Source organism: Vibrio sp. 10N.286.51.E5, from assembly GCF_041469125.1.
GTDB classification, from domain to species: Bacteria; Pseudomonadota; Gammaproteobacteria; order Enterobacterales; family Vibrionaceae; genus Vibrio; species Vibrio crassostreae_C.
Genome location: NZ_JBFRJZ010000079.1, coordinates 14153 through 27701 on the forward strand (window position 1 = coordinate 14153; position 13549 = coordinate 27701).

The 13549-nt window shown below is 44.1% G+C and carries 9 protein-coding genes; 4 read left to right on the plus strand and 5 right to left on the minus strand.

Annotated features, from left to right (window positions below; all coding sequences use genetic code 11):
- Positions 1–162: 162 nt before the first annotated feature.
- Positions 163–1002: an isopenicillin N synthase family oxygenase gene (locus AB4161_RS21015; RefSeq protein ID WP_136974601.1), complete on the plus strand. Its 840-nt coding sequence runs from the start codon at positions 163–165 to the stop codon at positions 1000–1002.
- Between the two features lie 575 nt (positions 1003–1577).
- Positions 1578–2198, plus strand: a complete 621-nt coding sequence (locus AB4161_RS21020) for a DNA-J related domain-containing protein (protein WP_029235437.1) — start codon at positions 1578–1580, stop codon at positions 2196–2198.
- A 145-nt stretch (positions 2199–2343) separates the two neighbouring features.
- Here AB4161_RS21020 and mrdA read toward each other — a convergent pair whose 3' ends face one another.
- The 5 genes from mrdA to AB4161_RS21045 form a co-directional block, all read right to left on the minus strand.
- Positions 2344–4242, minus strand: coding sequence for a penicillin-binding protein 2 (gene mrdA, locus AB4161_RS21025; RefSeq protein ID WP_017060075.1), 1899 nt, complete (start codon positions 4240–4242; stop codon positions 2344–2346).
- 376 nt (positions 4243–4618) lie between these two features.
- Positions 4619–6274 (minus strand): P-loop domain-containing protein, encoded by a 1656-nt coding sequence (locus tag AB4161_RS21030; protein WP_372084204.1) that lies wholly within the window; start codon positions 6272–6274, stop codon positions 4619–4621.
- Positions 6275–6394: 120 nt separating this feature from the next.
- Complete coding sequence (locus AB4161_RS21035) at positions 6395–8302, minus strand: EAL domain-containing protein (protein ID WP_372084206.1); 1908 nt, start codon at positions 8300–8302, stop codon at positions 6395–6397.
- Between the two features lie 179 nt (positions 8303–8481).
- Positions 8482–9681: an enoyl-ACP reductase FabV gene (gene fabV / locus AB4161_RS21040; protein WP_372084208.1), complete on the minus strand. Its 1200-nt coding sequence runs from the start codon at positions 9679–9681 to the stop codon at positions 8482–8484.
- An 81-nt stretch (positions 9682–9762) separates the two neighbouring features.
- Entirely contained in the window at positions 9763–10380 is a 618-nt protein-coding gene (locus AB4161_RS21045) for an arylesterase (protein ID WP_017060079.1), read from the minus strand.
- On the opposite strand from AB4161_RS21045, the gene AB4161_RS21050 reads away from it, so the two are divergent.
- The gene (locus AB4161_RS21050; protein WP_004730959.1) at positions 10379–11053 is read left to right on the plus strand and encodes an ABC transporter ATP-binding protein; all 675 of its coding nucleotides are present in this window, start codon (positions 10379–10381) and stop codon (positions 11051–11053) included. The genes AB4161_RS21045 and AB4161_RS21050 overlap by 2 nt on opposite strands.
- A gap of 1 nt (position 11054) precedes the next feature.
- The gene (locus tag AB4161_RS21055) at positions 11055–13493 is read left to right on the plus strand and encodes an ABC transporter permease (RefSeq protein WP_372084210.1); all 2439 of its coding nucleotides are present in this window, start codon (positions 11055–11057) and stop codon (positions 13491–13493) included.
- Positions 13494–13549: the final 56 nt, after the last annotated feature.

The window sequence follows — 13549 nt, forward strand, 5'->3', positions numbered from 1 at the left end:
ATAATGAACAGTGTTCAATTGGGTCTTAATCACCAGATTTGTTGAAAAGTGGTGTTATCGCCCAGTATCTAGACAAACGGTTGCTAGAGTTTCACAAAAGTTTGATTTACAACAAAGCGATCCTTAAAATCGCTCTATTACTACATAACAAGAAAGAAAGTCATGAAACTGGAAACTGTCGATTACCTTGCTGACGACGCAGCAGAACAATTTGTTCGCTCTCTACGTGAAACTGGTTTTGGTGTTCTTAAGAACCACCCAATCCCGAAAGAGCTTGTTGAGTCAATTTACGAAAACTGGTACCAATTCTTCATCTCTGAAGAGAAAGAGAACTTCCACTTTAATGTTGAAACACAAGATGGATATTTTCCACCTTCAGTGTCTGAAGTTGCTAAAGGCCACACTGTAAAAGACATCAAAGAGTACTTTCACGTATACCCTTGGGGCCAAATCCCTGAACAGCTGAAAGAACAGATTCTAGATTACTACCAACGTGCGAATGCTTTTGCTCAAGAGCTGCTAGGTTGGGTTGAAGCTCATGCTCCTAAAGAAGTACAAGATAAATTCTCTATAGCGTTATCAGAAATGATCAACGGCAGTGAACAGACTCTGCTTCGTGTTCTTCACTACCCACCAATGCAAGGTGATGAAGAGCCAGGTGCAATCCGCGCTGCGGCACACGAAGACATCAACTTACTGACGGTTCTTCCTGCTGCAAGCGAGCCCGGCCTTCAAGTTAAAGCTCAAAATGACGAGTGGCTAGATGTTCCATGTGACTTCGGTAACATGATCATCAACATCGGTGACATGCTTCAAGAAGCATCTGGTGGTTACTTCCCATCGACAACTCACCGTGTAATCAACCCATCAGGTGAACGCCAAGAGAAGTCTCGTATCTCTTTGCCTCTATTCCTTCACCCGAAACCAGAAGTAGTGCTATCTGAAAAGTACACAGCAAACGAATACCTAATGGAACGTCTAAGAGAGCTTGGCGTTATCTAGTCAGTTCAATGCTTCGTCCCTAAAATTGGGATAGATGTGAAAGGTCAGCTAAGTCGCTGACCTTTTTTGTATCCGTACCAAAGAATTGCGGCTTTATTACTAGGGCGTGTTGATCTTTCGAGCTGATTTTTGCAGCGAGTTGCTGGGTATTTATACAAGGCAGAGGCTTTGATGTGTAGCTAGCCAACATGAGAAGCCGATAACGTAGTAGAAATGACCAGCAAACGCTGCCCGAAGGGTTCGGCTAAAAGCGTTTTACTCTTTGTTGAGGGAGATTTGCTTAGAATGACTAGGCTACTTCTCCCTCGCCGCGATTAAAACGCTTTTATCTCGAACAAAATTTAACCGCGAAAGGTCAACACGCCCTAATGGTTGTATTCAACGAAGTGGTACTCAGTTTTGACGATAAAAGGTGCCTTTAAGCCAAACGTTAGAAAGTTGTTTGTCCTTAAGCTCGACAAATCTTAGAAAATCGCTTTCAATTAAAGAAGATACGCAACGGATGCGAAACAGGTTACTTATAGTATCCACAGTTCTAGAAATCCATTAATTCAGAGAAGCTAACTGAGTCAACTATGTCGAATTATCAAGATGTGAGAGCAAACTTTCATTGCCATATGGAAAACCCATTGCTTTGGCCGATAATGGAAGTGCTTAAGCAAAAGCCAAGCGGATGGAAAGTACACACATTGGCAGCTCATCTGAACGATCTTGGGTTTGTGCCAGTGTTGGATGCTGTGCCTGAGAAAGAGTTGTTTAAAAAGAACTTCCTTATCATGAATGCGCTTTATCAGCTTCAAGAAACCTTACACCCAGATGGTTGGCTCCAAGTCCAAGCGATGGACATCGAATTGATGAATGGTCGTTATCACGGAAGCAGTCACAGCATCGATCATCAAGACCCACTTCGAGAATACTACATTAATTGGGTTAACTATGAAGCGGATGAAGGTGAAGTCAAAAGGCTGTTGAACGAATTTTGGACTCGGTATAGAAAGTATGTGGGTGGTGATGAACTCGATATGGATCGAAGTCGAGCATTGAACCTGTTTGAGTTACCTTTAGACGCGACACACCATGAAATTAGAAAACGTTGGCGACAACTGGCATTGAGATGGCATCCGGACAGAGACGAAGGCAACACCGCAAAATTTCAGACGCTCTGTGAAGCATGGCATGTATTAAGAAGCTCATAATCGACAGGCATTTTTAGCAGTCTAATTGCTTAGAACCCTAAAACAGAAAGCCCCACATTGTGAGTGATACAAGTGGGGCTTTGTCGTCATTACGTTATGTTTTGGATAACTACGTTATGTGCTGTAGCGACTTAAGTTATTGGTGTTAGGAGTGATCTTTGCTCTCGCCACTTTTATGTTCAAAGGCATAGTCGAGTACTTTACGGATATAAGGCGCACCGACTTTTGAACCGCCGTTACCGTGTTCAATGACCACAGTTGCGACATATTCAGGGTGTTCATACGGTGCGAAAGCCGTGTAAAGCGCATGGTCAAGCAAGTGTCTAGCGAGTTTCTTCGAGTTGTAGACCTGGTCTTTCGCAAGATCAAAGACTTGTGCAGTTCCTGATTTACCGCCGCTCGTGTATTCAGTTCCCTTAAATGCACGTCTGCCGCTGCCTCGATTACCGTGGTTTACGAGTCGCATCGCATTGATTGGCACATCCCAAATTCTATCCGGTACTTCGGTGATTGAGGGCATTGGCTCCGGTTCGACAAGTTGTTGTGTACTGAAATCTTCACCATGATCTAAGGTGGCTCTTAAGATATGAGGGGGCATCACCTTACCATGATTAACTAATACTGACGTTGCTTTAGCAAGTTGCATAGGTGTCGATGTCCAATAACCTTGGCCAATACCAATCGGAACTGTGTCACCCTGATACCAAGGGGTGCGATAACGCATCATCTTCCATTCTCGAGTCGGCATGTTGGCGGTACTTTCTTCATAGATATCAATGCCTGTCGGTTCACCAAATCCAAATCGGTTCATCCAACTTGAAATTCGGTCAATACCCAAATCGAAAGCGGTTTGATAGAAGAATGAATCTACCGACTCTTCAATGGCTTGAGTTACATCGACAGGTCCGTGACCCCAACGTTTCCAGTCACGCCACGATTTGGAGTTTCGTTTAGAGCCAGGAATTCTCCAAACGCCATGGTCGTTACGGATGGTATCTTCAGAGATGACATGTTCTTGCAGTCCTGCCACAGCCATAAATGGTTTAACGGTTGAGGCAGGAGGATAAACGCCTAGAGTGGTGCGGTTAACCAACGGGTGAGCCGGATCATTCAATAAACGTTGGTAGTTCTTACTCGAAATGCCGTCGACAAATAGGTTAGGGTCGTAACTCGGGCTTGATGCCATCGCCAACACGCTGTTGTCTTTCGGATCGAGAATAACCGCGCTTCCAGTTCGGTGATCAAGTTGCTCAAAGACGTATTTTTGCAGCTCAAGGTCAATATTTAACACGATATCTTTACCAGCTACTGGCGGCACGTACTCAATGGTTCGGACTATTCGCCCACGGCTGTTTACTTCGACTTCTTGATAACCTTTGGTGCCGTGCAGAATATCTTCGTAATAACGTTCAACACCCAGTTTTCCTATGATTGTTGTAGCTTGATAATTCGCTTCTATCCCTTGTTCTTCAAGCTTTCTGAGATCGCTATCATTGATGTGCGCCACGTAACCAAGAACATGGGTAAGCACCTCACCATTCGGGTAAAAACGCTTTAAGCTGGTATCGATAGATAAGCCGGGGAACTGGTACTGGTGCACGGAGAACTTGGCGATCTCTTCCTCCGTTAAGTTCTCTAGAATAGTCACAGATTTAAAACGGCGGGTGTTGTGATAGCGTTTTTTGAAACGAGCGATCTGCTCTGCATCACGGGGGACATATTTGTCTAGCTTGGTGAGCATTGCATCGACATCATCGGTTTGCTCAGGAATCATGGTTAGATCAAAGACAAGCTTGTTCTCTGCAAGCAACACGCCGTTACGGTCGTAAATAAGTCCACGAGTAGGGGCGATAGGTAATACTTTGATTCTGTTGCCATCGGCACGAGTTTGATAGCTTTTAAAATTTTCAACTTGAAGTCGGTATAGATTGCCGACTAAGACAAGAGTGAACATCAAGATCCCACAAAACGCGACGATTACGCGGTTTTTGAATAGGTTCACTTCGATTTTATGGTCACGCATCTTAACGCGTTTATGATTCATTGAAGCCTCAAGGGTCTGTTACATTTGGTTACACTTGTCGAATCGGGACTTTATCTGAATATCACTAGGGTTTTGTAAAAGCTGTGTCATGTTTTGAGGGATCGACAGCATTAGATGGTGGTAAACAGTGCCTTTAATTTTCTCATTACAAAAGATGATAAGTAATTGATGTAAAGATTGGTTTTATGAATTTATAAAGTTCAAGAGTTTTGACGACACTAGAGGTTAGGTCAAAAGAGGTTAGATAAATTTACGGCCCTCAGAATGAGAGCCGTAGAAGGTTAATTTGCTTATTTAGTGGCTTAGAAGCTTTAGTAAATTAGAAGATTAAAACTTCAAAAACCTAGAAGCACAATAAATCCGATATTTAACGAAATCAGTTCGAAGGCTTGAACTGAGATTTACGCATACGGTTCAGAGCAGCCATCACATCTAACGTTCTTGGTTTCGCTAGGTCACCGTAGTTAGGCATGTTAGCGTGCCATTCGTTTTCTAAAATAGCGTTAAACTCTTTAGCAGGGTTGTTTGACCAACCTGGAGTTTGTGCGAATTGGAACCAAGCCCAACCGATCGCATTCACTTCAGACGGTGATTCTAATTGCTCAAGCGCAGAAAGGTCTGCAAACTCTTTACCAAAACGCAGTGACTCTTTGCCTTTAGCATTAACACGGAATTTACCGTCAGTCAGAATGTTCATCAGTGAAGCACGGTTCAATGAACGCGGTACAAACGTTTCTAAAGCAGTTTCACATTCGTTAGTACGCTGAGTAGGGTGCTGAGCAATCACGTCTTTTGCTTTTTCAGTCACATCTACCGCTTGGTAGTCGTGCATTTGAATCACAGTGTTCGCGACATCTAGGTAATCACCAGAGCCACCCATTACAACAATGGTAGAGATATCCATCTCTTCACGAAGCTGACCAATGCGGTCGACAAGTGGTGTGATTGGCTCATCGCCTTTTGACACTAGCGCTTGCATACGCTCGTCACGAATCATGAAGTTAGTCGCTGACGTATCTTCATCGATAAGTAGAGTTTGAACGCCGGCTTCAATCGATTCTTGTAACCAAGCCGCTTGAGACGTAGAACCTGACGCATCTTGTGTGCTGAAGTCAGATGTGTCTTTCTGCATTGGTAAATGGTTGATGTAGTTTGACAGGTTCAAGCTGTGCACACATCGACCATCTTCAGCGCGGATCTTCATCGTATCAATCGCAGTTACAATGCCTTCGCGACCGTCACCAGGAATATGGTTGTAGATAGAACGTTCAACGGCGTTCAACAGTGTCGATTTACCATGGAAACCACCACCAACGATCAGCGTAATGCCTTTTGGAATGCCTAGGCCGGTCACGTCACCTTGGTTTGGAGTATTTAACGTAACACTCAATGATTCTGGAGCCGCGAAAGGTACCGCGTCTTTCATTGGAAGGTCGCAGTTACCCGCGATACGAGGTAACACACTGCCGTTTGCAACGAAAGCGGCTAGGTTGTTTTCATCCAATTGAGCACGCAGCGCTCCTTGGTCTTCAATCGTTTCACAATGTTTGATCATTGCATCGATGTTTAACTCACGCTCAAGCGTCGCGCGACGAATAAACTTCGGTAAGTAGAAAGTGATGATGTTGTTCGCTTTCTTAGCAAGAATGCTACGACCATCAGCTGGTAAATTAATACGGAAACGAATTTCGATGCCGTGGTCTGTGAATACAACAGCTGTGTTGTCTAATACGGTTTGACCCGTCAGCGCGATAGAAACGGTCGACTCTTGTTTCGCGAACTCAGAGAAGCTACGTGCGATAAAGTCACGAGCGGCTACTTGGTATTCGTAAGATTTTTCTTTCAGCCAATCTAACCCGGTCAAAGACCACGCGCGCGTTGCACGAAAACGAGAAGCTGACGCGTATGGGTCACCTTGGATGTGGTCGATGTGTAATTCAAAATCAGCAAAGTCGTATTGACCTTTAATTTGTTGATATGCACGGTAGTTTTGTTTTTCGAGCTTTTTAAGCTTTGCAGTCAACTGATCCATAACGAGGAATGCCTATATAAGGGGAAAGATAAAAACAGAAAGGCGGCGATTATAAAAATCACCACCTTTAGAGTAAAGAGAAAGTAGGCCTAAATCCAAAACTAACTGCTCTTTTTCGCTTTAAGCGTAACGAGTTGTCCCCAAATAGTTTTGATTGATTAAGCTGTGTTCGAATTCTTGGCTCGGCATTGGTCTTCCGTAAAGGTAACCTTGGCCCACATCGCAGCCTTCATTAATAATAAATTGCTCCTGAACCTCCGTTTCTATGCCTTCAATCGTCACTTTTAAGTCGAGCTTTTTGGCAATTTGGACAATAGAACGAACAATTTCCGAGTCTTCGTGTGAGTTGAGCATTTGGTCGATAAAGCTCTTATCAATCTTAATGGTGTCGAATGGGAACTTCTTCAGATAACTGAAGGAGGCGTAGCCCGTACCGAAGTCATCTAGTGACAATGTAACGCCAATATCGTGCAAAGATCCCAAGGTATTCTTGGCAACCACTTCATCTGCTATCAGTCCACTCTCCGTAACTTCAAGTTCTAAGAAACGAGGCTCTAAATGATAGGTTTCGAGTAGGTGAACCACTTGTTCCGCAAAGTGTACGTTCTTGAGTTGAATTGCAGACACATTCACAGCCATCTTGAAATCTTCAACGTATTCGGACCACTCTTTGGCTTTTTCAATCGCATTGCGTAAAACAAAGCTGCCCACTTCGAAAATCAAACCGTTTTGTTCAGCCATGTGGATCAGGGTTTCGTTAGAGATATCACCCAAAACAGGATGTCGCCAACGAAGCAAAGCTTCAGCACCGACCCAGCGATGCGTCAACGGGCTAACTTTGGGTTGAAAGTAGAGCATAAGGTCATCATTACGAACGGCTTGAAGCAAATAGCCTTCGATCTTATTAATGTGAGTTTGTTCTTCGGTATGGGATTGAGAGTAGTAAGCGAACTTTTGTCCTGAATCTTTGCAGGCTAACATCGCTTCAGAAGATTTCTGCAGAATGCTTTCCGCGTCATCTTCGTCGTTCGTAATTGCAATCCCAATAAACGCGTGCAAATGCACTTTGTCACTTTCGATGTCGAATTCTGAATGACCAACTTTAACGAGCGTCTGGCAAAGTTCTTCAAGGCGATGGTGTAAATCTTTAACGCTAAACGCCAATACGAGGTCAACCGAAGTAGGGCGTGCAGTTAATACATCGATATCAGAAATACAGTCGATGCGTTTTCGGTATTCAACAAGCACTTGGTCTAACGCGTTATAGCCGTAGCGTGCTTGTATGCGTCTACCGTTGGTAAAACCAATATGAACGACTGCAAATGAGCTGTCTGTCAGCCTTCTCTGTGACAGTAGCTTGTGGTTTAAGCGAGATTCAAATGCGTTTCGGTTTAAAAAGCCGGTGCCGAGGTCGTGATTCTTTTGGAAGTTAATCTTCTGTTCAGCCGCTTTTCGTTTATCAATTTCTTGATTCAACGAGTAATTAAGGCTCGCGAGATCTTTAGTGCGATTGTAAACGCGGTTTTTTAGGTCGCGATTCATTTGGGTAAGCTTGGCGTGTTGGAATAGGGTTTTAAGCTGAGATTCAATCGAAGTCCGAAAGCTCTCTAACAGTTTGATATAAGTAGGGGTGTAGTGATTCTCTTTCGAGTCCAAGATACAAATGGTGCCAAACAGTTCACCGTTAGGCCAAAGTAATGGAATACCACAATAGGAGACTAAGCCGAGTTTGATGTCTGGGTTGTTTTCCCAATCAACATCGGCAAGCGCATTGGGTACCACAAGTTGCTGCTGGGAATCCATCACCGTCTCACAGTAAAGCCCATTGCCTAGGGTTTCAGAATCACCTTTGTTGTAAGGGTTATTTTCATTTCGGCTGGTCGAGAATACTTCAATATAATTGGCGTGAACACGCATGATCAGTGCGGCGGGCACTTGAGTGATTTGAGCCAAGAGGTCGACAATATTTTGCCAACCAGACACCATATCGTCTGGGATATCTAAGTCTACTGTTTTTATCTTCTTCATATGACTCCGAGTCAATTATGCTAAATGCATCAACACATCCTGTGTTAATTATGATGAACCAAAGAAAACTATGAACCTTACGTTTAATAAGTATAAGAAATGTTGCACGAAAAAACCTCCGCAATTATGCAGAGGTTTTCAAATGTGAATCCGGGTCTCAGTAATGAGATAATTTTAGATTAAGGCTTTAACTTTATAAAATCTTCTGTATTAAGTTTCTGGCTATAATCTACCGATGGTTGAGCAAACCCATTTAATTGTAGAAATTCTTCTTTAAACCCTTGGTAATCCCCTAAGGTTTGGAAGTTATTTTCGTCCATCTTTTCTAGCAGTTCAGTTACGTGCGCTTGGGTTTCTGGGTCTAATTCCCAATCATCCATACGGATCAATCGCTCACCATCAAGTGGTACTTTGGATTGACCATAAAGTTTACTGCCAAACAGACGCTGCATTTGTTGGATACAACCTTCGTGGGTCTCTTTCTCTTTCATCACCTTATACAAAGCAAGTAAGTAAGGGCTTAATCCAGGGATGAAAACGCTCGCTTTAGTGACTAGGGCTTTACATACCGCCGCGTAAGCGTTGCCATCAAAGTTAGCTAACTCTAGATTAAGAGCGTGGCTGGTTTGGTGAAGGTCGATCTTAGCGCGTCCCAATGTACCGTCTAAATAGATAGGATGTGTGACTTCTGGACCCACATAAGAAAACGCGATTGTCTTACAACCCGGAGCAATAGATTCTGCGTTGATGAGCTCATCTATCCATTGTTCCCAATCTTCGCCTCCCATCACTTTGAGTGTGCTTTCGGCTTCTTCTTCCGTCGCGGCTTCAAGCGTGTTGGTGACCCAGTTGTCGTGTTCCAGAGAAATGGTTGCGCCAGTTACGCTTTCACCAATAGGTTTGATGGCAGAGCGCCAAAACTCATCGGAATCTGGTTTAGGACGAACGCCTGCAGCTAAGCTATAGATAATCAGATCCACTTCACCTTCGAAGTAGGTTTCGATGGCTTCGACAACTTGGGAGCGTGTTTCTTTAGAAAAGGCGTCGCCAACGATGTTGATAGCAGTGCGCTGCTCTCGTTCGGCTTCTTTTTTGAAGTAGATGTTGTTGTACCAACCAGCACTACCTAGGGATTTTTCGTTTGGACCGCGCTCGAATGAGACGCCGATAGTGTCAGCTTTTGCGCCGCCAAAGGTAAGGGCAATACGAGCGGCAAGGCCAAAGCCTGAGGAAGCGCCGATAATCAGTACTCGTTTAGGGCCATCTTTGATTTGCGGCGCACTCTTAACAAACTTGATTTGTTGCTTTACGGCTTCTTGACAGCCAAGAGGGTGAGCGCTTTTGGCTACCACACCCTTGATAACAGGTTCGATCAGCATAAATAACCTTACAGTTAACGGTGATATGCACTCAGGCTAACGTAAAGCTGTGTAAAATTTATTGAGCTAGACCATTAAAACTTAAAGATACTGATATAATTCTTCGGCGACGAATTCAGCAATCCAAGGTTGAGCTTCTGGTTTTGGATGCAGTCCATCGTTCATCATCCACTCAGGTTTGAGGATGATATGCTCTAGGAAAAACGGCAAAAGTGGCACGTTTTGTTGATCAGCAAGCGCTGCAAAAACGTATTCAAACTGCTGGTTGTAACGCTTTCCGTAATTTGGTGGGATTTTAATCTGCATCATTATAGGTTTGGCGCCCGCAGCTTTTATCTGCTCAATGATCTGCTCAAGATTTGCAGACATCAGCTTAGGTGGGAAACCACGAAGTCCATCATTCGCACCAAGTTCGATAAGAACGGTGTCTGGAGCATGTTCTTCAAGCAATTGTGGTAGGCGGGCTAAACCATTGCCCGTTGTATCACCAGAAATACTCCCGTTAACCACGGTTACCGTTTTGTCATGCTTTGCTAACGCGTCTGGTAACAGGCTTGGCCAACTCTGTTTGATGTCCATGTTGTAACCAGCACTCAGGCTATCACCAAGGACCAGTAACTTAGAATCTAAGCGGGTATCTTGAGCCAAAGAAGCGGTTGAAAATAAAATAAAGAATAAAAAGGAAATTAGTCGAGTCATGCATACATCCATCATTAAAGCAGAAGCTGTTTCGAAGACAGTGTCTACTAATCAAGAACATTTAACAATCCTAGAGCACGTCGATATCGATATTCGTGAAGGCGAAACTGTCGCGATTGTCGGCACGTCTGGCGCGGGTAAATCGACCTTAATGACGCTGCTTGCTGGTCTTGATGTACCAACGAAAGGCGAAATCAGTTTATTAGGACAGCCACTTTCACAGCTTGATGACGAGGCAAGAGCGAAGATCCGCAGTGAATCGGTAGGGTTTGTATTTCAAAGCTTCTTGTTAATTCCAAGTCTTTCAGCGCTACAAAATGTCACGTTACCTTGTTTGTTAAAGGGAGAAGATGAAGACATCGAACGCGCGACTGCTCTGCTTGAATCAGTAGGCTTGAAAGACAGGCTTGATCACTTACCGTCGCAGCTATCTGGTGGTGAACAACAAAGGGTCGCGTTGGCGCGCGCATTTATGATTAAGCCAAAAATTCTTTTTGCCGATGAACCCACAGGCAACCTAGACCAACAAACGGCAGCCAAAATTGTTGAGTTGTTGTTTGAATTGAACTCATCCCACGGCACAACTTTAGTTTTGGTGACACACGATCCTAAGCTTGCACAACGTTGCCAAAGAACACTCAAGATGCATGTCGGTCAGATAGAGGAAGTCTAAATTGAATTCATCAAACGGACTGAATAAACGCCTGTTTTCATGGAGTATCGAAGAGATTCGACACGGCCAGTTGTGGCCAGTTTCAATCGCTTTAACGCTTATTATTGCTTGTGTATTTGCATTGTCGGCGTTGGCCGAACGTATGGAGCAGGTAATTGTTAAACAGGGCAAAGATGCGCTTACTGCTGATAGCGTGTTTATCTCAGCAAACCCAATTCCGCAATCCTTGTTAGACCTCACTCAAGTTGAACAATTAGAAAGATCTCAGTTGACTCGTTTTTCAACCATGGCATTCAGTGACAACTCGATGCAGTTAGTGACGGTGAAAGCGGTTGAAAGTAATTATCCATTACGCGGTGAAATGATCTTAGTGGGTGCTGATAAAGCATCAAGTAACCATGTTGAGCCAGGGGAACTTTGGTTAGACGAGCGTATATTTGCACAGTTAGAGGTTGAGATTGGTGACGTTGTCACTATTGGCGATGCCGATTTAGCGATAACTGGACGAATCACTCAAGAACCAGGCTTAAGCTTTAACCCATTCCAACAGATGCCAGCCGTTCTGATTCATACAAGCGATATTGATGCCACGGGAGCGATTCAACCGGGCAGTCGTGTTAGTTTTAGGCTGTTTCTCAACGGTGATGATACAAAACTGCAAGCCGCGCAAGACAGCGTAGAATTAACACCAAGCGATCGCTGGCGTACTCAAGATTCTGCGAGCCGTACTAACGACATGTTCGAAAGCACGACTCAATATCTTTCGTTAACCGTTGCTATTGTTGTGATCATGGCTGCGACCACTTTGGTACTCACTTGCCAACATTATGTTGCGAGTCGCCGTAAAACCATCGCGATGCTTAAGAGTTTGGGTGCAAGCAAGCAGTGGATCGTTAAATGGTTGTCTGTACAGGTATCTTTATTAGTGGTTATCGGTGCAGTACTGGGAATAACTATCGGTATCGGCTTAGAGTTTTTGCTTCGTATACCTCTGGGTGACTTATTACCAACGCCACTTCCTAGCTATGGTATTGAACCTGCAATCTTGGCGATTTTATCAAGCATCTTAATTGGTGTTCCTGCTCTTGGTATCCCGTTAATTGGCTTGGTCAATACCTCGGCAATCAGCGTTATCCAATCAAGTCACCAGTCCAATGAAAGCTACAAGAAATATTTGTTGTTACTGGTACCGATTATTCCAATGATGCTGATGTATGGCGACAATCTATTGGTATGGATAGTTCTAGCGGGTATCGCTTGCCTGTTCTTAGTACTTGCGGTCGTTAGTACGCTTGTTCTGCGTTTGGTTGGCAAGTTGCCGACATCTACGTCTATGCGTTTAGCATTGAGCAGAATTAATCGCACACCTTTAGCGACGGGGATTCAATTTGGCTCTTTAGCGCTTTCACTGATGTTGCTGTCTATCATCTGGTTGGTAAGAAGTGATTTACTGTCAGATTGGCAGCAAACCTTACCCGAGAACGCACCAAATGCGTTTGCACTTAACATTGCAAGCTATGAGAAAGACAGTTATCTCGAGACGATTGATGCAAACGAAGTAGAGCGTACTCAAGCGTTTCCAATTATCCGAGGACGACTGACGACGATAAACGGTGTTGAAGCGTCGGAATACAGCGATACCTCAGGCGAAACAGACGCACTAAGTCGAGAGATCAACTTCACTTGGGGAGATAGCTTACCCGAGTACAATGAAGTGTTAGATGGTAACTGGACGCAAGAGCATGGCGTATCTGTGGAATCGGATGTCGCGGAGCAACTGGATCTAAAGATTGGCGATGAGCTGTCATTCACAATCAACAGCCAGAATGTTTCTGCCAAGGTGAATAGTATCCGCAAAGTCGAGTGGCGAGAAATGAAGCCGAACTTCTACTTCATTTTTACTCCAGATGTCTTGAGTTCAATCCCTTCTACTTGGCTAGTGAGCTTCAGATTAGAAGAACAACACAATCAGATGCTCAACGAACTCTCTCGAAATCATCCAACCGTGAGTTTGATGGATATTCGTAAGATGGGTAGCAAGATCCAAGAGTTGCTTAAGCAGATTGTTTGGGCGATTACCGTACTTGCGGCGTTAGGTGTGGTGGCGGGGCTGTTGCTTATCTTCACTCTATTGCGATTGAGCTTATCTCAAAGACAACAAGAGATACGCTTGTATCGAACATTAGGCGCGAGTAAGAAGCGAATTCTCAATACTATTTGGTGTGAGTACGGTTTAATGGCGTTAGTCGCAGGCTCAATTGCAGCCCTTGGTTCTGAGCTCAGCGTGGCAGGAATGATGAACTTTGGTTTTGAGTTACAACCTTCACTTCACCCGATGTTGTGGATAGCGCTACCGGTGCTAACGTTCATCACATTAGCCGCGGTAGTGAATAGCTTAATCAAACGTTTGTTGGCACCAGTAAACAAGGATTTTGGCTAGTCGTTAGCGAGATCTAGCCAAGCGCTTAAAACGGTCTAAAAGTGAGATTATTTATA